This is a genomic window from Methanocella conradii HZ254, from assembly GCF_000251105.1.
Taxonomy (GTDB): Archaea; Halobacteriota; Methanocellia; order Methanocellales; family Methanocellaceae; genus Methanocella; species Methanocella conradii.
The window spans coordinates 483,953-503,632 of the sequence record NC_017034.1; the positions used below are offsets into that span (position 1 = coordinate 483,953).

Consider the following 19,680-nt stretch of genomic DNA (forward strand, 5'->3'; position numbering starts at 1 on the left):
GTCCCCTCCTTTTTAATAATAATAACCGATAGATTTATGCGTCTCTCTTTACATAAGGCGGAGGGACTAAAAACACTTTGATGCTCACTCTTTGCTGGGATAACATGGACGACAAGGCCATCAAAAAACTCATGAAGCCGGAGTTCGCGAAGAACTACGAGAAGTACTATCCGGTGAAAACCCTAAGGTCGCTGGGCTACGAGAGGCGCGTTTGCAAGAAGTGCGGGAGGGGTTTCTGGAGCCAGGCAGAGCGCGAATATTGCGACGAGGCCGAGTGCAGCGGAGGCTACAGGTTTATAGGGGAGTCTTTGACACGAAAGAAGTTCGCCTATAAAGAGGCCTGGGACACCTATGTTAAGACTTTCGAACAGTGGGGATATGTGCCGCTAGAGCGCTATCCCACGGTGTGCAGGTGGTATGAGGATTTATATTTTGTTGCTGCGGGGATAAACGACTTCCAGCCATACGTGGTGGCGGGGGAGATAGAGCCGCCGGCACCGGCGGTGCTCGAGCCACAGTTCTGCCTGCGCTTCAACGATATCGATAACGTGGGGATAACGGGCCGCCACTACACCGGCTTCATCATGGTTGGCCAGCACACCTTCAACACGCCCGAGAGGCACGTCTACTTCAAGGAGGAGGGCATAGCCCAGATCCAGGAGTTTTTAACGAAAGGCCTGGGCATACCCGCCCACGAGCTCGTCTTCCACGAGGACGTCTGGGCTGGAGGGGGCAACTTCGGGCCGTCCATCGAGTACTTCTCAAGAGGCCTGGAGCTCGGGAACCAGGTGTACATGCAGTACGAGCAGCTTCCCGACGGCTTCCGCGAGCTAAGGACTAAGGTCATTGACATGGGCGCCGGGCTGGAGAGGTGGGCGTGGTTCTCCCAGGGGGTGCCGATGTCGTATGACGCCACTTTCCCTAAGACGATGGAGTTCCTGTATAAGAGCGCTGGCTACCGGCCCGACGGCGAGTTCATGGCGCGCTTCGCGAGGTACGCGGGCATATTGAACGTGGACGAGATCGAGGACGCCCACTCTGCCTGGAATGACATAGCAGGGCAGATGGGCATGAGCCTTGAAGAGCTTAAGGACGTGGTCTATAAGAACAGGGCGCTTTACGCCATCGCTGACCACGTGAGAAGCCTGCTCGTCGCCATACACGACGGCGCCCTGCCCTCCAACGTGGGCGGCGGGTATAATTTGAGAAACCTGCTGAGGAGGTGCTGGACGCTCATAGACCAGTACGGGTTCGACCTGGACATAAACGACGTGTTTAAGTGCCACATCGACGAGTTCGGCTCGTGGTACACCGAGCTTAAGGACTATGGAAGCCTGTTTGACATCATAGAGGTGGAGAGGAAGCGCTACGAGGAGTCGAGGCAGAAGAGCCAGAACATCATTAATAGGATGGTCAGGTCCGGGGAGGCGTTCACGCCCGAAAAGCTGGTCGAGCTATACGACTCGCAGGGCATCGCCCCGGAGATGATAAAAGAGGCCAAGCCAGACCTGGAGGTACCCGAGGACTTCTACGCGAGGGTGCAGGCCAGGCACGAGCGCAGGCAGGAGCGCGTGGCAGAGGCCAGCGAGACGGCGGGGCTTCCGAAGACGGTGCCCCTCTACTACGAGAGGCCCCAGGAGTTCAAGTTCGATGCGGGCGTGGTCAGGCTTATAGCGCCCACGAAGGTGGTGCTGGACAGGACGCTGTTCTACCCGCTGGGCGGGGGCCAGGCCAGCGACACGGGGTTCATAAACGGCATAAGGGTAAAGGACGTCTACAAGCAGGACGGGGTGATCGTGCACGTCCTCGAGTCGCCGCTGCCCGCTGACACGGCGAGGGTTGTGGGCGAGGTTGACAGGGACAGGCGCAGGATACTATCTGCGCACCACACCTCCACGCACATCGTGAACTACGCGGCCCGAAAGGTGCTGGGCGACCACGTGTGGCAGGCCGGGGCGGAGAAGACGCCAGAGAAGGCGAGGCTGGACATCACCCACTACGAGTCGCTGAGCTTCGGCCAGCTCCAGGAAATCGAGAGGGCCGCCAACGAGCTGGTACTGAAAAACGTGCCTGTGGAGGTCGAGGAGCTGCCGAGGTCCGAGGCTGAGAGGCGCTACTCGATGCGCATCTACCAGGGCGGCGCGGTGCCCGGCAAAGTCTTAAGGATCATAAAGATAGACGGCTACGATGTGGAGGCCTGCGGGGGCATCCATGTGGACAATACGGCCAAGGTGGGCTTCATAAAGCTCCTCTCAAGCGAGCGCATACAGGATGGCGTCGTGAGGCTTGAGTTCAAGTCGCTCGAGAACTCCCTGGAGGAGGTACAGCGCCATGACAGGATTCTCAGGGAGGTCTCGGACCTGTGGGGCGTAGGCTACGAGGACATCCCGAAGACTGCGGCGAGGTTCTTTAGCGAGTGGAAGGAGCTGTCCAAGAAGAACAAGGACCTTACCATTGAGCTCATTAAAGCCCTCGTGGGCCGCTCGCTCGCAGTCGGCGGGGACACGGTTGAGCTGGAGCTTCCTGCGGGCGACCCGGGTACCCTCATGAAGGCCGTTGAGGCCATGAAGCCCAGCTTCAAGGGGAAGACAGTCATATTGAAAGGGGACAACTTCGCCTACGGGTACTCTGATATAATAGACGTCAGGGCGAAGCTGGCCGAGAGCTACTTTAACGTGACGGGCGGCGGGCGTGAGGCCCGCGCCTTCAAGGCCAGGCCGAAGGCCGCATGATTAAGTATTATGAGCCATACTTTACATGGATATGCATAAAGAAGCTGCGATATCAGGGGAGAAGGTAGAGCTGCTGAAGGCCGCTCTCTCGAAGCTCAGGAGCCTGGGGATAGAGAAGTCTGCCGTCATCTCCCGTGATGGCACGATGCTGGCCGCCGACGTTCCGCCAGGCGAGGAGCACAAGATCTATGCCGCGATGTACGCCGCAATGCTCGGCTCGGCAGAGGGGGCGGCCTCGGAGCTGCGACTCGGGGTCCCAAAGCGGGTGGTCATGGACGTTGGCAAAAAGAAGGTGATAGTGGAGGGGGCGGGGCCGATGGCGCTCATCGTGGCGCTTGTCGGGTCTGCGGCACAATACCAGAAGGCCGCCCCCGACATTGACCGGGCAGCGTCCGAGGTCAAGGCCATCATGGCAAAATAGCCAGCCCCTGCCAGTAACTTATATATGCCACCTTTTTCATTGTATATCTCCAATCGCCACATATAGAGGTAAATTTTATGGTCAACGTTGCGCTGGTGGGCGGAGAGAGGAGCGGCAAGACGACGCTCGCCTCCAGGCTCGGGAAAAAAGGCACCGAGTCAGACATCGTTTTGTACAACTTTACGAAGGGAGAGAACATCTTGACCGTGGTGGACCCGGTCGGGTACCCGAAGTCCCCGAAGCCGCTGGTCAACGCGGTCAACATGTCCGACGTGGTATTATTTTGCGTGGCCTCGAGCGGCCTGGACGCCAGGGCTGGGGAGTGCATAATTTTGATGGACCTGCTCAGGCCGAGGCATGGCATCATCACCATAACTAAGGCGGACGAGTCCAACCCCTACGCCGTGGAGGAGCTCATGAAAAAGATAAAGGCGCTTACGAGAGGCACCGCCATGGAAGGGTGGGAGATCATGCCCACGTCCACGAAGTCGTTTGAGGGCATAGACAGGCTGAGGGACAGGCTATTCGAGCTGGACGAATTGCTTAAAAAGGAGTACGAGGCGCTCGTAGACAGGCCCGTGCGCATCCCCATCGACCACCACTTCAACGTGACGGGCGTGGGATGCGTCATCCTGGGATGCGTGCTACAGGGCACGGTGAGCGTCCACGACAGGCTCACCATATTCCCGCCCGGCAGGGAGGCCGAGGTCCGCTCCATCCAGATGCAGGACAACGACGTGAAGCAGGCGAAGGCGGGGGACAGGGTGGGGCTGGCCCTCAAGGGCGTCCAGAGCAAGGAGCTCGACCGGGGCTTCATAATCTCCGGGTCAGAGGCCGTTTCGGACGCCCTAAAATTGAAGTGCAGGACCGCCAGGTTCAGGGGCGAGTTCAGCGTGAACGATAAGGTTCATCTTTATGTGGGCCTCCAGTCAACCCCGGCCCTCATAACTGGAATGGCGCCCTCCGCAAATGGAGAATATGAAGTAGAGGTAAAAATGGACAAAGAGGTGGCGTACAGCCCGGGCGACAAGTTCATACTCTCGAGGCTGGACGACCCCAAGCAGCGGTTCCTGGCTATAGGAACCCCGTGAGCCTCGATTGTAGGCAGTCGCTTATTACCGCCGACGTCGTCTTCCACGACTTCCGTACGAACGGCGGCATCTCCCCATTTTTAGCGTAATAGCTTTTAAGGAATTTTATTGTTATGGGGTCGTGAGGGTACCCGCTTCCAACGTCCTCTCCGACTGTCTCGGAGATTTTCTTTACCAGGGCGTCGCGGTGCACCTTTGCCAGGATCGAGGCGGCCGACACGATGGGGTAGTCTTTATCCGCGTTATGCCTCGAGACCACTTCCACCTCGAAGCTGAGGCGCTTCCTCACGTTCAGGCCGAACCGCTCCGCGTTCACGTCGCATGCGTCCAGGTAGGCCACCTTCGGCCTCAGGGCCTCTATCACCTTTGCGAAGCACTCCACTTCGATGCCGTTCAACGTGCTCCCTCCGGCCATGCGGGCGTCTATCTCCTCAGGGCTAACCACGACCAGCTCATGACTGCAAATCTTCTTTAAGCGTACGGCAAGCTCTTCTCGCCTTTTTGGGGTGAGGAGCTTCGAGTCCTTGAGGCCCATTTGCTCAATTGCTTTAAGGCGCCGCGGGCTGACTGCGACCCCGCAGACCACCAGCGGCCCGATAACCGGGCCCCGGCCCGCCTCGTCAACGCCCGCGATCACTGGTATGCCTCGTACTTCACGCCCATCCGCTCCAGCTCGCCCTTCACCCTCTTTACGAAGCCATCGAAAGTGTCCCTGCCCCTGACAACCTTCGCCAGGGCGGCCCCGGCCTCATCGTCCGTCATGCCGCGCACCCTGAAAATGGCTGAGCCGCGCGCCCTGGCGGGCCGGGTGAGGACGCCGTCCCCGTCTCCATCTGTGATGCCTATGATGCGCACGCCAAGGCGTGCCAAAACGTCGCCGGCCACCTCTGTCGTATCGTCGCCTATCGTTAGGGCGCAGACGGTGTCCAGGTCGACGGAGTCAAGCGAGGCGAACGCAGCGTGGTCGATGACCGCCATCTTGCCGGCCCCATCCCTGACCGGCAATAGGCACGCCTCAACGGGCCTCTCCCTCAGGCTTCCCGACTTAACCATGGCGCTCCAGATGTCGCATATGCCCAGCCTGGCCAGGCCAGTCTCCTTGGCTTCGACCCCTTCTACGCGGCAGACCTTCCCCTGCCTCTCATATATCCTCACCTCAGGGGATTTTACAATGCCTATGAACGTCCCGTTCACGAAGAGAGGCTCCCCAGGAATGGCGCACTTAACGACCCTGCACCTTTGGCCTTCTGTATCGTAGAACAGGCATGGGGAGGGCGACATACGCTTCAGGCCGACATGAAAGTGCCCTGAGAGCCTCTCCGCTGCAGGCTCCTCGCTAGAAGGGCTGCCCCAGGCTATAACTACGCCATCATCGGCAAAAGCCCGCTCCACCTGCACCACCGGCCTGGCCACCCGCCCGGCAACGATGTCGCCGAAGGCGATGCCAGAGCCCAGGGTCTTGCCATGGTTCACCAGGATGAGCACCCTGGCCTGAAGCGACGACAAGGCCACGCTTGGAGGATCGCAAACTGAAATATCGACCTCCCCTTCCAGCCCCTCATCTATGATAGCCGCCCGGCACATCGTGCCGCCGGCCACCGCCCTGACGCTTCCCATCCCCTCAAGTAATCTTATAGTCTCCCTTAGCTCGCCCGAGTATACTGCCTCCGGGCCGTGGACCACGACTCCAAAGTCAAACGAGCCTTTCAGGCCTGACCACCCCCCTCTTAGGGCATAGCTCCTCCACAGGGCAGATGTGGTGCAAAGGCGCCAGAGCCTTACAAAAGTCCCGGCCCAGGTTAATTATGAGCAGGTGCGCCATTCCCGGCATTTTCAGCCCCCTTTCCAGGTCCTCCTTGACCCTCCTCTTCGCCGCCTCCGAGTCCCCCATCGACATGCTCAGGCCAAGCCTCTGCGATACCCTGCAGATGTGGGTGTCCACGGGCACGACGCTGTGGCCCAGCGAAAAGAGCAGGACGCAGTCCGCCGTCTTTGGCCCCACGCCATGAAGGCTCAAAAGCGCCCTCCTCGCCTCATCCGTCGGCGCCCTCCTCATCCACTCGAGGCTTCCGCCCCACCGCTCCTCTATCTGCCTGGAGCACTCGATCATATAGCTAGCCTTATATGGCCCAGAAAAGCGGATCAGCTCTTCCAGCTCCCTCTTATCCGCGCACGCCATCTTGTGGACGTCGATGCCCTTATAGCGGCGCTGGAGCCTGTGGAACGTCCTTCGGGCGCTGTCAGCCGTCTTGTTCTGCGTCAAAATGGTTATCATCAAGGAAATAAATGGATCCTGCAGCCTCAGCACCCAGCAGCGCCTGTAAAACTCCTGCAGCCTCAGCAATATCTCGCTATCACCGTGGTAGACTTCGCTGAGGGGGTAGTCGAAGATGGACATCGCCTCGTCGTGGAACTCGTGCGGGGTCACCTCGATGGAGCCGTCGGGCCGCTGCTCCATGAATACGTCAATGCCAGCCTCTGGATAGTACCTAACATACCTGCCGTCCTGAGGCATCCACTCCAGGGCCGTTATCTGGATGTCCATGGTCGAGCGAAGGTCGATGTCCATCATATCCCCTTTTTACTGAGCGCCTCTATCGCCGGCGCCACGTCGGCGAGGCGCTCTATCGTTAAATCCGGTGCGGCGTAGCGGTCGCCCGCCTTATAATATTGAGCCGCGTACCTATCAAACCTCTCCGTATACTTATTAAAGTGGACCGCCTTCATGCCTGCCGAGGCCGCGCCATAGACGTCAAGCAACATGCTATCCCCAACGTGGACCGCGCTCTCGGCCTTCGAGCCCAGGCCTCCGAGGGCGATCTCGAATATCTTCCTGTTAGGCTTGACGTAGCCGGCCTCGTTCGAAAACACTGCGTAGTCGAAGTACTTCATGATGCCGTGCCCTTCAAGGATGAGCCTTATGGTCTCCCCCGGGGTCCTGCCAGTGTTTGAGATAAGCCCTAACTTGTAGCCCTTCTTCTTCAGGCTTAAAAGCGTCGATTGCGCCCCCTCCACCAGGGATGGCTTAAAGTCAAGAATGGCGTTAGCGTAGGGGAGGCGGATGACGCTCATGTTACGCCCGGTAGCCTCGAGCCCGAGCCCCTCAAGGAACAGCGCAAGGTGCTCTTCCAGGCAGGCATCCCTTTCCTGCCTCCAGAGCGTGGACAGGCACGTCTCAGAATGATCATAAGCCTTCAATATATCCTCTTTGCTGAAACTAAAGCCTTCTCTCTCAAACGCCCTCGCTATAAGCCCTATCCTGGCGTTCTTTACCCTGTCATCGTAGAACTCGTGGACGAGCAGCGTATTCCATACGTCGAAGGTGACGGTGTCGATGAGGCTCATCTGAAAAAACTACAATGGCTAAACATTAATAACTTTTTTCATCTATTTTTTTAAGCCTTAGGGGCCTTCAGTGCGGCGAACTGGTCGATGACCTTCTTGGTATCCTCGCGGGCAGCCTTCACCTCTTCGGGGGCGAAGCTGCCCTTCCTGTAGGCGACACCTATGACCTTCTGGGCGCCGCTCTCGACCGAGTACAGGCTTACGCCCTTAGACTCGACATAGTAATACGGCTCCTGCTTTACCTTGTATAGCTCCTGATACAGGCCCGAGTAAATGGCGGCGTCCTGATCGGGCGCCTTACTGGTGGAAGCTATGACAAGGCCATCATGGGAGGCGAGCGTGAGCGAGTCCAGCCCATACTTCTGGGTAAGGGTCATCATGCTCTCGGCCAGCGAGCCTTTCACGACGTCGATGGGTGGTATCTTGACGGGGGGCTTTGCGGGCTCTTGCACGGGCGTTTTCATGGCCTCCGTTGGCGGGGGCACTGTGGCGGGCTTTTCTGCAGGCCTTTCCGCCGCCTCTTTGCCCACATACTCGGCGAATATCCTGCATAACTCCAGCACGAGGTATGCTATGGAGACGGCGAGCACTGCCGCCACCAGCAGGTCTAACGATAGGATAGCCGGGTCACCTGTGCCGAAAAAACTGTACAGGCCATCAATGATATCCATTTTCCACTCAACCCTCAGCTAAATACCATCTGCTCAACCTATATTTAAATTATATCCTGTCACAGCGCATAGTATAGTAAACTTGTGGCTGCAATACAATTTCGGGCCTCATTTTTGCGCCACCGCCTTTATCTTATGGCGGGTGAACTCCTCGCCGTGGAAAGCCTTGCGCGATATGACGCTTTCGATGCTCAGCACGGTGAACTTAGATAGCATGGACCTGACTTCCTCCTCGCTGAAATAGTGGTATACTATTCCGGTGCGGCGCCTGAACGTGTCCGGCTCTACGAGCGTGCCGCCGTACCGCATGTCCTTCTTGCCAAACACCTGTATGAAAAGAAGGCCTCCCGGGGCGAGGACTCGATACGCTTCCATGGAGGCCGCCGCGCGCTCGCCCTCCAAAAGGTGCTGGAGCACGTCATAGCAAACGGCCGCGTCGAACGTGGAGTCCTTGAAAGGAAGGCTTCGCGCGTCTCCCTGCACCGCTTTTTGCCCTGCAAGGGTGAGAAGCGCTCCTCTCGAGAAGTCCACGCCTACGGCGTCGAACCCGGCCCTGGCCAGCGGGACGAGCATCTTGCCATTGCCGCAGCCCACGTCGAGCACCCTCGCGCCCTTTTTTAAATACGCCTTCATCGGGCCGATGTCATAAGGGCCTCTCCAGGCTGTACGAGTGTACTCGTCTTCCCACGCCTTCAGGTGTGACGCCATCGTAACCCCTTTATTTCCAGTGGAGCATACACACTCTATGTATCTACCATACCATTAATAATATGATGCGACAATCCTGGAAAGTGATGTGGCGGGAAATAGCGTATTGGGGTAGAAAGCTGGCTGAATGCGGGCTGGTCAGCTCGAGGTTCGGGAACATAAGCGTTCGAACCGAGCGGGGGCTCTTAATAAAGAGGTCCGGCGCCATGCTGGACTCTCTCAAAGAGGAGGACGTCATAGAGGTGGGGCTTACCCCTTCTAAGGCAGACGCGGGAGCGTCCTCGGAGACGTCGAGCCATCGAGCCATCTACCTGGCCACCGATGCCAGGGCCATCATCCACGCCCACCCGCAGTTCGCCATAGTCGAGTCGCTGCTATGCGGGAGCGAGATAGAGCCGCTCGACAGCGAAGGCCTTTCTTTTTTGGGGACGATACCCATCGTCGACGGAGAGCCTGGGTCGAGGGAGCTTTTCGAAAGCTTGACTCGGGCGTTCTCCTCGGGCAAGGCCAGGGGCGTGGTGAACCGCGGCCACGGCTCGTTCGCCGCCGGGCCGGACCTCGCGGATTGCTTCAACACCACGGCTATGATTGAGCACAGCTCGAAGATAAGGTACCTGTACGACCTTCAGCGGCGCGCAAAAAGCTAGCTATTGCGCCTGGCCAGCATCAGGGCGACGACGAGGAGGCAGGCCGCGTTGAAGGGGCCGCTGCCAGCCTGCGCAGGGGGCTCGTACCTCTCCGGGGATACGTACGCCTCCACCACGGTGAAATATCCCTGCACTTCCGTGCCCTCGCCCCATACGGCATACTGGATGTTCAGGGGCGCCGTCCCATCCACCCATTCGCCGCCAGGCTCGAGCACCCAGTGAAAATGTATTGTTTCGTTAAGCCCCCCTTTCTTTAGCACAATGCTGCCTTTCGAGTCGCCCGAGACGAGCCTGTACGCCTCAGGGCCTCCCGTCTCCTCCAGCACTGCGGCCGCCTTCACGCTCCTGTCAGGGGTCACGTAGAGGTCAACCGTGAAAGGCTCGCCCACCTTCAATTTAGCGCCGGTCACGGTCGCCTCCTGTCCATTGTAGTATGCCTTGATAACGTGCTTTGCCGTGGCCCCACCCGAGGCTAGCATCAAGCAGGCCAAAAATAGCGCTAAGGCTTTCATGCGGAGGCCTCGTCGAACCCAGTGCTCTTCTCCTCCCACCCTCCGAGCTTATCGCCTACGCCCTGCGCCCCGGGCGGGACTATGATGAAAGTACACGTCTGATGGTGGAACCTTACCGGCTCATTCCTGCCCGCTATGTCGTTTCCCTCATGGATTAGCATAGGGCGGCGCACGTACACGGTCGCCCGCTGGCCGAGCAATGCGTCGGGCACCGGCTCGTTATCGGTATCATAGACGGCCAGGTATGGTATCTCACCATATATCTCTATGTACCATACGTTCATGGTCGCCCACCAGCCGTAGGGTGGGAGCAGCGGAAGGCCCATGGGGATGCGCTTCAAAGCCGCCCCTATCGCGGCATCCTCATCTTTGGACGCCGCCTCCGCCATGTAGTCCTTAAATGCCTGCTTGATGTCATCGCTTAGCGCGCTGACCACCGAGGTCAGCGCCTTCTCCTCGGCGCCCATTATTGCCTCCTTGGCCTTAGCCTCTATGTAATCGCCGTAGCAATCCACGTACTGGCCCGTCCTCTTCGCAAGCTCCCTCCCGGCCTGAGACCTGGCCTTCCTGGCCAGGCTTTCAGCCATCTCCCGCTGCAGGGTGCCGTTCTTCATGTCGCTGACTGCCTGCTCCGGGGTGCGGCTGTCGAACGCCTCGTCGACGCAGCTTTCCACGTCGTCTCCCGTCAACTGCCCCTGAAGGTCCTGGTCGTGCACAAGGGCGTCGTTTATCTCGTCCTTCATGGCCTGCCTCGCGCTAATGGAAACGTCCTCCACGAGCCTGGACGTCTCCATCGTCACCGTCTCGCTGGCAAGCCTGTAGGCCGTCCCCGCCACCGCGTCGATCCCGTCCAGCACGGCTTCAGTCGCCTGGGATGAGTCCACGAAGTCGGTGGGCAGGGCGAACAGGCACACGTTCCTCACCTTCAGAGGCCTCACCCTGTAGCCGGTCTCGGGGTCCGTGTACTCGTCAACCCCTAGATAATTAGGGCGCTGGTCTATGGCGAGCGCCACGTCCTCCCTCCACTTATAAGGATCATCCTTGCCTTCTCCTCCTTCCAGCGTCATGTTCAGGCCGAAGGGCATGAACATCTTCGTGTCGTCGAGCATGCTCCTCGAGGCGCGGGCATTCTCATTCAACGTGGAGGAATTCATCGAGCTTGAGTAGTCCTTCATCCGCCCGTCTATCTTCCGGCCTATCTCCTGCGATGAATTTACAGAAGAGTTGAGCGCCGCCCCGATGCGTAGGAGGAAGGCCTGCCGCTTATAGAATGCGTATTTTGCCCCGCAGGTCTTGAACACAGGCCCATCCCTGTAATCCTGTTCCGAGAGGTACGCCGTATAGTTCTCGAGGAACTGCTCCTGCATTTTAGCATACGCTGCATCCACCATCTCTGCATACGAGCCATAGTCGTCGGGCCTCAAAGTTACGCCTACGTCGCCCTTTATTTTGGCAGCCAGGGCCTTAATCTCAGTCACGGACGCGCCTTCCACCCACTCGTTGTGCTCGCACGTCACCTCCCTCGTGGAGCCTGAGTAGCCGTCCGGGTACCCGATAGGGTCTGATAATATTCGCTTTATGTGCAGCGCCTCATCATAGGCGTCAACCGCCCCGGCCAGGTTCGAGTCGACGTAATTTTTCCCCATGGAGGTGAAGTCCGCCTCTTTATGGGGCGACCTCACGTCGTCATGGCCGTTCAGCATCGAGCACTCGTCCATTATGAAGTCCACAGTCACCAGCTCAGCACTTCCAGTGCCGTTCTCCCGCACCTTCCACGTCTCCCTGAAGAACGGGCCGGTGCCGTTCTCATTAGCATCCAGGGGATAGGACTCCTTGCAGACGCTGCCCGTATCGCTATGGCCTTCTGCCATGGGCTTTCTTTGTATCGTGACGTGTATGCGGCAGGAGTAGGCCCTGTCAACCTGGTACCTGCTCACCGGGTCTGCGATGGCCGCCCTGAGCTCCTTATCAACTATCTCGTCCGCATTAAAGCGGTACTCCTGGGGCTCCCTGTCGCTTTGTAGCGACCGCCTCGAAGCGTTGCTAAAGTCGTACTGGTTGATATACGAGAGACCGCTATCGTTAAGGACGTCGGCCGTGGAGCGGGAGCTGTCGTAGGTATGCCTGGCGAGGGACGCCAGGCTTACCGGGTCTACCGAGTTGTAGACGCACCCCTGCTCCAGCATGGACGCGGCGTTTGAGATTAAGGCGAGGTCTTCGTTATCCACTATGTTCGCGGGGCTGCCCGTGAAGTACTGGCAGTATCCCCTTGCCCACGTATAGGCGAACGAGGCGGCCGTAACGTCGGCGAGCGCGGCCGTGCCGTTAAGCCTCGCCTCGTACTCCTCTGTGAGCTGCTCGAGCAGCGGATACCTGGACGTGACGAGCGCCCTGGCCACGTACGCCTCCGAGTGGTCGAGCGAGCTGCCAGGCCTCGTAACCCTGAGCTTTACGGGGGCGGACGCGACGTAATACGCCGCATAAGTCGTGTTACACTGCATTATGGGATGGTCTACCGTCCTGGCCAGGCTCATCTTTAAAGTCTCGAAAGTGACGTCCCCCTCCAGGCTAGCCTCGACCACGTAGTCCCCGTAGTAGAAGCCGCCCTGGTAGTTTGCCGAAAGGCACTCAGACAGCCTCCTGCCGGCCATGCGCTGTAGCCTCTTCATGTTCGCCTCCTGCGGGCTTCCGCCGCCCGACACGTTGACTATGGGTTTCTCGCCTACTTCCTCCTCAGCGTACATGCATGCGATGTTGAGGGCGTTGTCGACGTCCGCCCTGGCGCAGGCGAGCGCCTCGTTAAGCTCCCCCTCCCGCTCGTCCTCTATCGAATTGGCCGTGCCCGTTGCCTCCATTTTCATCAGGTATGCCGAGGTGGCCGTCGATATCATTATTAGGAGGATGCCGATGGCCGCGAAGGGGACCCTTGCGCTGTCATCCTCAAGCATCCGCCCTCACCCACACGTATAATGTCGCCCGCGCCGACGACGGGCTATACCTCGAACACATCCAGCGCACTATCATCTGCCGCTCCTCCGCGGGGGTGAGCGTGCCATCCTCAACGCCCCTGGCTATCTCATCAACCAGGCCGTCCAGCGGCTCTTCGCTATAAAGCGCTATCATCTTGCGCAGCGCCTCCTTCACGTCAAGGCTGTCATTGGCCCTGATCGGCTCCACCGTCACGTAGTCGTCAGAGAAGCTGGCGAGGAGCGAGAGGGGGTTGCCAGTGTCGCCTGAAGCCTGGTAGAGCGTGTTGCCCAGCGCCTCGTCCACCATGAGCCGGCTCGCGTTCTCGAGGCATGAGCCCAGCGAGCTTCTCAGCCGTTCCCTGAATACAGCTTCGGAGCCGCCCGCCATGTACCCGGCTGTGGAGCGCTCGATTTCATCCAGCGTCGGGGAAATCGCCTCTTCTATGCTTTCCTCTGTCATGGAGGCCCTGTATGGCATGGTCACGAGGGCGGATGCGGACGCGGCGCCCGGGGGCGGCGTATCCCCGCATGATAAGGACCCCTCGAAAGGCACGCCGGCGAAAGGCGTCCAGCGCATCGAGAAGTTATAAGCGTATCTCCCATCCAGCCTCTCCCGGAGGAAACGGTCTACAGTCGCCTGTGCCTGGCCGGTATAATCACCGGTGAGGGGGTTAAGCCGGAGCGCGCCTCCCCCGAGGCGCATGGTGAACTGGCAGGCAGATGCCTCGGCGGCTATTTCCATGACTGGCTTATGGCGGTTACCCCTCCCTAGAACGGCCTTAGTGGTCTCACTATAGAGCCATGAGCCCGGGTCTATGCCACACCTCTCTGCCACCTCATCTGCCCTGTCGCCCAGCACCCTGTACTCGAAGTAGTCCACCCTGGACGTTTCCATGGACGCGAGACTCGAGGATGCCAGCGCCCTGAGGCTGGAGTCTGCCACGTGCCGCTCGCGCCCTTCAGTCGTGGCTGCGCTAAGGATGAGGGCGCATGCGGAGACCATGGCCAGGAAGAGGATGGCGTCCATCATGGTTGAGTATCCCGCATCTTCCATGCTATCCCTCCCACATGGTCACCTTCAGGGTGCCAGGAACGCACCGGGCATCGTTCAGCCTTACTGATACCGGGAGCGTGCAGCTCGCAGACCTGCCTCTGGAGGCTTCTCCCCATCGCCACGAGTGCCCATGGGCCTCGACCGTGTACTCCACGGCGCTCCCCGGGTATCCATAGCAGGCGTCCACGCTCGAGGCGTTGTCGAGCCTGTGGGCGTCCATAACTCCAGGACTACAGGATAGTAAAGGATCGCTCGCCGCAGCGCGGGCCACGCTCATCAGGTCAGCCTTGACCGAGGCGTAATATGCCGATGAGGCATATGAAGAGTAAGCTGACAGCAGCATATACAGGAAAAGGATAAAGCCGACGGCCACGATGCCGAGGGCGGGGAGGTCTGTATATGGCTCGGTTACGCCCCTGTCATCCCTGATAAACGAAAACGTATGATTTCGCCTCCAATGTATGGCTTGAGCCGTTATACGTATACAGGAATGCCTTCTCTATGACCAGGGGCCTGCCTGCCTCTAGCTTTATCGGATTGAGAAGCGTGCTCCGGCTCGCCCTGTCCATAAGCCCATAAAGCTCAGCCGCCCTATCATCATCGATGGGGCGCTCCGGCGTGCCGGTAGCGTTAAACGAGGAGTTCAGGTACTCCCGCATCTCATTTGTATTGCTCCAGGCCAATGAGCCGTTTTCGAAGTACATCCCCGGGACTATGTGGACGGCCAGGGGCCTCACGAATGTAATGTTCGTGCTCGAGGCGGCCACATAATCAGCGCATATTGAAACGTCGAAGCCGTAGGAATAGTGCTTCTCAGCGGCATATGGTATGGCCATGGAGGCCACCGTCTCGACGTCGCCGCACACCTCAGATGCCGCCGATTCGAGGGCTATCGCCGTGTTCGATTGCCTGAGCGAGCTGAACGATGAAAAGACGAAGAACAGTACGGCGGCGGAAGCAAGAATTAGCCCGACGCTCGTGAGGAGGCCCTGCTCGACGCCCCTCTCGTCCATCATTCGGCGGCCTCCCTGATGCTGACAGCATATTCGCCGTCGATCATTGTGGCCTCGAGCTCAAGCCTGTGCCTCCCCGGATACAGCGTCGCGGGGACGAACCGGCAAGCAGCGGCATAGGTCTCGTTCGTGCCGTCAGCGAACTCGATGGCGTACGCCCTCGCGTCCTCCAGGCCATAGGCGACGCGCCGCACGCTGGAAGGAATATAAACGGATAAAACGCTGACAGACCCCAGACATCCTGAGGCGTATTCAGCGCTTGCCAATGATGCGATGCGTCCGGCCTCCCGCCTCGCCTCATCCATGGAGGCCTTATTAGCCTGTCCTTTCATGTAGGCGGCAGCCATCACGATTAGCAGGGCCGAGGCTACTAACACGATGGCCAGCCTCATGCCCAGGAAGTCTACGCCACGATCGTCCAGCATACTTTTTTTCATTTTACGGTAAAATACTTATAGTTTACGACTTATTTTCAATTTATTGAAAATATGGTGGTCGTACATGGATGCAAATGGCAAGAGCCTGGAGGCCGATATACTGGGCCGGGTGATGGCGCTGGAGCAGAGGACCAGGGGCCTGCATGGCCGCGTGAATGCGCTGGAGATGCGCTTTTCAGGGGCTGTCGAGGGGGATGGTCACGATGACACCGAGTTCGTCGCCGGAGAGCGCCTGCCCGATAGCCTGGAGAAGAGGGTGGCCGCCCTCGAGGCCGCTGTTAATGAAAAGAGGCAGCTTAATGCCCGTAGGGCCTCAATGCTCGACGTCACCGGGATAGTCGTGGGCCTCTCCCTGCTGGCCGTGGGCGTTCTGCTGTCCACGAATAGCATGGGCCTCTTGAGGAACCCGCTGCTAGCGTTCAGCGGGGGCATGGTCATACTGGCCTGTGCCGTCTGGCGAATGGTCATAAAATAGCATGGCCGACAAAGTTTTTTATCCCGCGAAGCCATCTCCTCTTACCGATGCACGAAACGTCTCTCCCGCCCAATGACAGGGAAATGCCCCTTTCAGAGCACTTAAGAGAGCTAAGGGACCGGCTATTGGTGGTCCTGGGGGTCACGATATCCTTAATGGCTATAGCTTTCCCCTTTTCAGGCACGCTCGTAGACCTGATGGTAAAGCGCGTTGTGCCCCCTACGGCCATACTAACAGCATACGAGCCGCTCGAGCTCTTCAAGGTGCGCATCATCGTATCCTTCATGGTGGCTGTGGCCATAGGCTTCCCCCTGCTGGTCTACGAGGCCTTCCGGTTCGCCGCGCCCGGCCTCTATAAGCACGAGAAAAGGTTTTTCATCATGATACTCCCCCTGTCCATTGTCCTCTTCGCCCTGGGGGCGGGGCTGGCCTACTTCGTCACCATGCCCCTCTTCTTCAGCCTGGTCTTCGGATACGAGGGGTCCTTAGTCACGCCCGAGCTATCCATTGGCCAGACCTTTAGCATAATCATGAACTTCATGCTCGGCTTCGGCGTCGTCTTCCAGGTGCCCCTCATCGTTGTCATGGCCATAAAGATGGGGCTGGTCAAGCGAAAAACGCTTGAGAATAGCAGGCTCGTCGCTTACGGGCTTCTGGCAGGCTTCGCAGTATTCATAGCGCCAGACCCTACCATGCTGTCCCAGCTCATGGTTGGAGCCGTCTTGATACTCCTGTTCGAGGCCAGCCTGCTCCTCGCAAAGCTCGTTTAAAAGGGATATATGCCCAGGAATAGCACCGCCAGGGCGAAGAGTATGGTAGGCACCCCGACGGCCGCCCATACCAGGGGATTGCCCCGGAACACCTTGCCGCCATCAAGCGGGTCTATGGGTATCAGGTTAAACGCGGCGAGCATCAAGTTAATCTGAAACGCCCTTATGGCGATGGCATAGTACAGATTGCCGACCAGCGCCTGTATCGGCAGGGCGCTCTCCATATACATTATCGAGGCAAAGGCGAGCGCCACGAGTATTATGTTGGTCATGGGGCCTGCGAGGGATATCCAGAGGTCTTCGCTGCCCACCCTCCGCTCAAGGCTGTCCCAGTAGGCGTCGTCAGCCTCGCTATAATGGATAGAAGGCGTGGAGTACTGGGATCTCCTGATTACGACCGCCCCGGGGGCCGCGAACACTATTCCTATGGTCATGGCCATGAGTATCGTCAGAACTAGCCCGAGCATGCTCGCCTTGTACTCCGCCCAGTAGCCATATCGCTGCGCTACGAACTTGTGGGCGAGCTCGTGGAGCATGAACCCGCTGCCCACGGCCACCGCGACTATGGCAAGGCCTTCTGCGGTGACGTGTCCCACTCCTCCACCCACCATTGAGAAGGCGATGGTGAGCACTACGAATGATAGCAACAGGTCTATGAGCTCCGACGTTCCTATGCCGCTCGAATAGCCCATGTGCCTCTAATAAAATACATAAAGTATATGAATTTGTTGGAGGCGCCAGGGCAGACAGAAAAACTTATGCCCATTTAAATATATATTCGAGCAGATGTTCGAGAACCCCGCGCACAGGGCTGGCCCGTGCGATGGCGACCACCGAATAAAGGTTGTCGCCTTCGGCTCCTACCATTCAGGCAAGACGTCATTTATAAGGTGTATTGACCCGGATCCGATAACGACGGAGGTCAAGAGCGGCAATGGCACGACCACCGTCGCCTTCGACCTGGCCATCAAGGAGCATAGAGGCTTTCGCTTATACGTTTATGGCACGCCTGGCCAGGAGCGGTTCGACGTGGCGCGGGAGGTCGTATCCTTTGGGCTGCACGCCGGCGTGGTCGTAGTGGACTCCACACGGGGCATGACGAATTTCGAGAAGCTCATCCTTTCAGAGCTGCGGAAGCACGGCATCCCGTGCGTCGTGGCGGCCAATAAGCAGGACCTGCCTGGCGCGTCGCTGGATAAAGTAAGGGCTGATGCAGGGGGCTTTTGCGAGGTTTACCCGGTATCAGCAAGGACTGGGGAAGGCGTAGGCACTGTACTCGACAGGCTCGTGGACCTTGTAGCGCGTTAGAATAGCCCGTCGAATACCCTCGCAAGGTCCCCCGTTAGCTCAACGCACTTGCGCTTCTCCATGCGCTCGAAAACGACGACGCCCAGCTCGGGTATGCCCAGCTCGATGAGCCTCGTGTCATCCTTGCCCTCGATGGCACGGCCATCAAACGTGAGCCGCCAGCCATCCTTTAGCAGGTCACCCAGCCGATCCCAGGCGCTAAAAGTGGACTCATCAACGGCCATCTTCTCATCGGGCCATTGCTCTATGGATGGGAGGGCGTGCGCCACTCCTTCTCTGTCGATCAGGGCACGGGACGTGGCACACCTGTAGTCTTCATGGCGCCCGTTTATAAGGCCGGAGATGAGGCCTCCGATGGGGTTCTTCGACACCTCTGAGGGGTGTACTCCTTCAAACTCGATCCAGGTGCCCGACGTATCCTGTGAGAGGTGGGCGGAGGGCACTCGAAACCCCCTTGTCCAGCGTTTAAGGTCGCAGGATGTGGTTAGCGCCACGTCCATGCGTCGCACTATCCCCCCTCCTATCTTGCCGTCGAAGAAGTCGTAGTATACGTTTGCCCTATCCCTGGCCTCTCGGTGGTGGCATGGGAACTCCCTTAGTGGCCTCTTTATCCCCGTGTCCGCGAGGAATATATTCAAGTCTCTATCTGTCATGTGGCTGAGCAGGTAAAAGACGCCGGCCGTGTCGCCCGCGATGAGCACGTTAGGCAGCCCTTCGCGGCGCTGGTTTATCGTTAGTGGTATGAACATAGTTTCAAATTTGTGTAATTAAGTATAACCGTGATGGATGAGCGAACTGAAAGTAATATGGTTGCCGTCTTGGGGCAACACCAGATTTTTAGGATAAGCCGCTATATTAACTATCATGCTAAGCCTGGAAGAGGGAACGCTGGCCGTAAAAACGGCCAGGAAAGTGATAGAGGAGTACGTCCGGACGAACAAGGTGCCCAAGGTGGAGCTGCCGGAGTCCTTCAACGGCCTTTCCGGCGTGTTCGTGACGCTAAAGAAAGCCGGAGAGCTTCGAGGCTGCATAGGCTACCCGTACCCGGACCTGCCCCTGGGCAGGGCACTCGTGGAAGCTGCCATACAGGCTGCGACCCAGGACCCCAGGTTCCCGAGGGTGAGGAGCGCTGAGCTCGACCATATCGTGGTAGAGGTGACACTGCTCACCGAGCCCGAGCCGTTAAGGGTGAAGCCCCTTGATAGGCCGAGGCACATTAAAATAGGGAGGGATGGGATCATCGTCGAGTATGGCCTGTATCGGGGGTTGCTGTTGCCGCAGGTTCCCGTCGAGTATGGCTGGAGCCCCGAGGAGTTTTTAGAGTATGGGTGCCTGAAAGCGGGCATCTCGCCGGACATGTGGGTAGACGATAAGACTAAGGTCTACACGTTCCAGGGCCAGATATTCCAGGAGAAGGCCCCGAGGGGCGAGGTCGTCGAGGACAGGATCGATCCAACGCTTGACAAATGCGAGCTCCTAGATTGACCACAGAGGGCACAGAGCTATTATTTTTACCACAGAGGTTCA

General features: G+C 58.5%; 22 protein-coding genes. 8 read left to right on the top strand and 14 right to left on the bottom strand.

Annotated features, from left to right (window positions below; all coding sequences use genetic code 11):
* The first annotated feature begins 80 nt into the window (after positions 1-80).
* The 3 genes from alaS to MTC_RS02445 all read left to right on the top strand — a co-directional run bounded on the left by alaS (position 81) and on the right by MTC_RS02445 (position 4,244).
* Positions 81-2,732: an alanine--tRNA ligase gene (alaS, locus tag MTC_RS02435; RefSeq protein ID WP_014405091.1), complete on the top strand. Its 2,652-nt coding sequence runs from the start codon at positions 81-83 to the stop codon at positions 2,730-2,732.
* A gap of 25 nt (positions 2,733-2,757) precedes the next feature.
* Positions 2,758-3,153: a roadblock/LC7 domain-containing protein gene (locus MTC_RS02440; RefSeq protein ID WP_014405092.1), complete on the top strand. Its 396-nt coding sequence runs from the start codon at positions 2,758-2,760 to the stop codon at positions 3,151-3,153.
* A gap of 77 nt (positions 3,154-3,230) precedes the next feature.
* Positions 3,231-4,244: an EF-Tu/IF-2/RF-3 family GTPase gene (locus MTC_RS02445; protein WP_014405093.1), complete on the top strand. Its 1,014-nt coding sequence runs from the start codon at positions 3,231-3,233 to the stop codon at positions 4,242-4,244.
* On the opposite strand, the gene rnhB is transcribed toward MTC_RS02445, so the two are convergent.
* The 6 genes from rnhB to MTC_RS02475 all read right to left on the bottom strand — a co-directional run bounded on the left by rnhB (position 4,228) and on the right by MTC_RS02475 (position 8,968).
* Entirely contained in the window at positions 4,228-4,881 is a 654-nt protein-coding gene (gene rnhB / locus MTC_RS02450) for a ribonuclease HII (protein WP_014405094.1), read from the bottom strand. The genes MTC_RS02445 and rnhB overlap by 17 nt on opposite strands.
* A complete protein-coding gene (locus MTC_RS02455; RefSeq protein WP_014405095.1) occupies positions 4,878-5,927 on the bottom strand; it encodes a DUF2117 domain-containing protein in 1,050 nt (349 codons plus the stop codon). The genes rnhB and MTC_RS02455 overlap by 4 nt, the downstream gene beginning before the upstream one ends.
* A 10-nt stretch (positions 5,928-5,937) precedes the next feature.
* A complete protein-coding gene (locus MTC_RS02460) occupies positions 5,938-6,816 on the bottom strand; it encodes an endonuclease III domain-containing protein (RefSeq protein WP_143767042.1) in 879 nt (292 codons plus the stop codon).
* Complete coding sequence (locus MTC_RS02465) at positions 6,813-7,589, bottom strand: HAD family hydrolase (RefSeq protein WP_014405097.1); 777 nt, start codon at positions 7,587-7,589, stop codon at positions 6,813-6,815. Before MTC_RS02465 ends, MTC_RS02460 begins: the two co-directional genes overlap by 4 nt.
* A 50-nt stretch (positions 7,590-7,639) precedes the next feature.
* Positions 7,640-8,260, bottom strand: coding sequence for a hypothetical protein (locus MTC_RS02470; RefSeq protein ID WP_014405098.1), 621 nt, complete (start codon positions 8,258-8,260; stop codon positions 7,640-7,642).
* Between the two features lie 108 nt (positions 8,261-8,368).
* Complete coding sequence (locus MTC_RS02475) at positions 8,369-8,968, bottom strand: class I SAM-dependent methyltransferase (RefSeq protein ID WP_014405099.1); 600 nt, start codon at positions 8,966-8,968, stop codon at positions 8,369-8,371.
* A 62-nt stretch (positions 8,969-9,030) separates the two neighbouring features.
* Between MTC_RS02475 and MTC_RS02480 the strand changes: the two genes are divergently transcribed.
* Complete coding sequence (locus MTC_RS02480) at positions 9,031-9,615, top strand: aldolase (protein ID WP_237705950.1); 585 nt, start codon at positions 9,031-9,033, stop codon at positions 9,613-9,615.
* Here MTC_RS02480 and MTC_RS02485 read toward each other — a convergent pair.
* Genes MTC_RS02485 through MTC_RS02510 form a run of 6 tightly spaced genes read right to left on the bottom strand, consistent with a single transcriptional unit; the run spans position 9,612 to position 15,588 of the window.
* A complete protein-coding gene (locus MTC_RS02485) occupies positions 9,612-10,127 on the bottom strand; it encodes a sarcinarray family MAST domain-containing protein (RefSeq protein ID WP_014405101.1) in 516 nt (171 codons plus the stop codon). The two genes, MTC_RS02480 and MTC_RS02485, sit on opposite strands and share 4 nt — an antisense overlap.
* On the bottom strand, positions 10,124-13,075 hold the full coding sequence (locus MTC_RS02490) for a DUF7286 family protein (protein WP_014405102.1): 2,952 nt from the start codon (positions 13,073-13,075) through the stop codon (positions 10,124-10,126). Before MTC_RS02490 ends, MTC_RS02485 begins: the two co-directional genes overlap by 4 nt.
* Positions 13,068-14,150 carry a DUF7284 family protein gene (locus MTC_RS02495; protein ID WP_014405103.1) on the bottom strand — a complete coding sequence of 361 codons (1,083 nt, stop codon included), beginning with the start codon at positions 14,148-14,150 and terminating at the stop codon, positions 13,068-13,070. Before MTC_RS02495 ends, MTC_RS02490 begins: the two co-directional genes overlap by 8 nt.
* Before the next feature lies 1 nt (position 14,151).
* Entirely contained in the window at positions 14,152-14,523 is a 372-nt protein-coding gene (locus MTC_RS02500) for a DUF7285 family protein (RefSeq protein WP_237705951.1), read from the bottom strand.
* Between the two features lie 46 nt (positions 14,524-14,569).
* Positions 14,570-15,166, bottom strand: coding sequence for a hypothetical protein (locus tag MTC_RS02505; protein WP_014405105.1), 597 nt, complete (start codon positions 15,164-15,166; stop codon positions 14,570-14,572).
* Complete coding sequence (locus MTC_RS02510; protein WP_143767043.1) at positions 15,163-15,588, bottom strand: hypothetical protein; 426 nt, start codon at positions 15,586-15,588, stop codon at positions 15,163-15,165. The genes MTC_RS02505 and MTC_RS02510 overlap by 4 nt, the downstream gene beginning before the upstream one ends.
* A 76-nt stretch (positions 15,589-15,664) precedes the next feature.
* On the opposite strand from MTC_RS02510, the gene MTC_RS02515 reads away from it, so the two are divergent.
* Positions 15,665-16,075, top strand: a complete 411-nt coding sequence (locus tag MTC_RS02515) for a DUF6752 domain-containing protein (RefSeq protein WP_014405107.1) — start codon at positions 15,665-15,667, stop codon at positions 16,073-16,075.
* Between the two features lie 47 nt (positions 16,076-16,122).
* Complete coding sequence (gene tatC, locus MTC_RS02520; protein ID WP_014405108.1) at positions 16,123-16,845, top strand: twin-arginine translocase subunit TatC; 723 nt, start codon at positions 16,123-16,125, stop codon at positions 16,843-16,845.
* Here the strand turns inward: tatC and MTC_RS02525 are convergent.
* Entirely contained in the window at positions 16,842-17,537 is a 696-nt protein-coding gene (locus MTC_RS02525) for a site-2 protease family protein (RefSeq protein ID WP_014405109.1), read from the bottom strand. The genes tatC and MTC_RS02525 overlap by 4 nt on opposite strands.
* A gap of 94 nt (positions 17,538-17,631) precedes the next feature.
* Here MTC_RS02525 and MTC_RS02530 point away from each other — a divergent pair, with 94 nt between their 5' ends.
* Entirely contained in the window at positions 17,632-18,153 is a 522-nt protein-coding gene (locus MTC_RS02530) for a GTP-binding protein (RefSeq protein ID WP_014405110.1), read from the top strand.
* Here MTC_RS02530 and MTC_RS02535 read toward each other — a convergent pair.
* The gene (locus tag MTC_RS02535; RefSeq protein WP_014405111.1) at positions 18,150-18,902 is read right to left on the bottom strand and encodes a hypothetical protein; all 753 of its coding nucleotides are present in this window, start codon (positions 18,900-18,902) and stop codon (positions 18,150-18,152) included. The two genes, MTC_RS02530 and MTC_RS02535, sit on opposite strands and share 4 nt — an antisense overlap.
* Positions 18,903-19,017: 115 nt before the next feature.
* On the opposite strand from MTC_RS02535, the gene MTC_RS02540 reads away from it, so the two are divergent.
* The gene (locus tag MTC_RS02540; RefSeq protein ID WP_014405112.1) at positions 19,018-19,638 is read left to right on the top strand and encodes a TIGR00296 family protein; all 621 of its coding nucleotides are present in this window, start codon (positions 19,018-19,020) and stop codon (positions 19,636-19,638) included.
* The last annotated feature ends 42 nt before the right edge of the window (positions 19,639-19,680 follow it).

What these genes read in the sequence shown, in the direction of transcription:
- MTC_RS02445 (WP_014405093.1), top strand. Translation starts at nt 3,231, where the DNA reads ATGGTCAACGTTGCGCTGGTGGGCGGAGAGAGGAGCGGCAAGACGACG.
- MTC_RS02490 (WP_014405102.1), bottom strand. Translation starts at nt 13,075, where the DNA reads ATGCTTGAGGATGACAGCGCAAGGGTCCCCTTCGCGGCCATCGGCATC.
- MTC_RS02440 (WP_014405092.1), top strand. Translation starts at nt 2,758, where the DNA reads ATGGATATGCATAAAGAAGCTGCGATATCAGGGGAGAAGGTAGAGCTG.
- MTC_RS02510 (WP_143767043.1), bottom strand. Translation starts at nt 15,588, where the DNA reads ATGCTGGACGATCGTGGCGTAGACTTCCTGGGCATGAGGCTGGCCATC.
- MTC_RS02470 (WP_014405098.1), bottom strand. Translation starts at nt 8,260, where the DNA reads ATGGATATCATTGATGGCCTGTACAGTTTTTTCGGCACAGGTGACCCG.
- MTC_RS02475 (WP_014405099.1), bottom strand. Translation starts at nt 8,968, where the DNA reads ATGGCGTCACACCTGAAGGCGTGGGAAGACGAGTACACTCGTACAGCC.
- MTC_RS02495 (WP_014405103.1), bottom strand. Translation starts at nt 14,150, where the DNA reads ATGGAAGATGCGGGATACTCAACCATGATGGACGCCATCCTCTTCCTG.
- MTC_RS02535 (WP_014405111.1), bottom strand. Translation starts at nt 18,902, where the DNA reads ATGTTCATACCACTAACGATAAACCAGCGCCGCGAAGGGCTGCCTAAC.
- MTC_RS02530 (WP_014405110.1), top strand. Translation starts at nt 17,632, where the DNA reads ATGTTCGAGAACCCCGCGCACAGGGCTGGCCCGTGCGATGGCGACCAC.
- MTC_RS02465 (WP_014405097.1), bottom strand. Translation starts at nt 7,589, where the DNA reads ATGAGCCTCATCGACACCGTCACCTTCGACGTATGGAATACGCTGCTC.
- MTC_RS02525 (WP_014405109.1), bottom strand. Translation starts at nt 17,537, where the DNA reads ATGGGCTATTCGAGCGGCATAGGAACGTCGGAGCTCATAGACCTGTTG.
- MTC_RS02485 (WP_014405101.1), bottom strand. Translation starts at nt 10,127, where the DNA reads ATGAAAGCCTTAGCGCTATTTTTGGCCTGCTTGATGCTAGCCTCGGGT.
- MTC_RS02515 (WP_014405107.1), top strand. Translation starts at nt 15,665, where the DNA reads ATGGATGCAAATGGCAAGAGCCTGGAGGCCGATATACTGGGCCGGGTG.
- MTC_RS02480 (WP_237705950.1), top strand. Translation starts at nt 9,031, where the DNA reads ATGATGCGACAATCCTGGAAAGTGATGTGGCGGGAAATAGCGTATTGG.
- MTC_RS02505 (WP_014405105.1), bottom strand. Translation starts at nt 15,166, where the DNA reads ATGATGGACGAGAGGGGCGTCGAGCAGGGCCTCCTCACGAGCGTCGGG.
- MTC_RS02540 (WP_014405112.1), top strand. Translation starts at nt 19,018, where the DNA reads ATGCTAAGCCTGGAAGAGGGAACGCTGGCCGTAAAAACGGCCAGGAAA.
- alaS (WP_014405091.1), top strand. Translation starts at nt 81, where the DNA reads ATGCTCACTCTTTGCTGGGATAACATGGACGACAAGGCCATCAAAAAA.
- tatC (WP_014405108.1), top strand. Translation starts at nt 16,123, where the DNA reads ATGCACGAAACGTCTCTCCCGCCCAATGACAGGGAAATGCCCCTTTCA.
- MTC_RS02460 (WP_143767042.1), bottom strand. Translation starts at nt 6,816, where the DNA reads ATGATGGACATCGACCTTCGCTCGACCATGGACATCCAGATAACGGCC.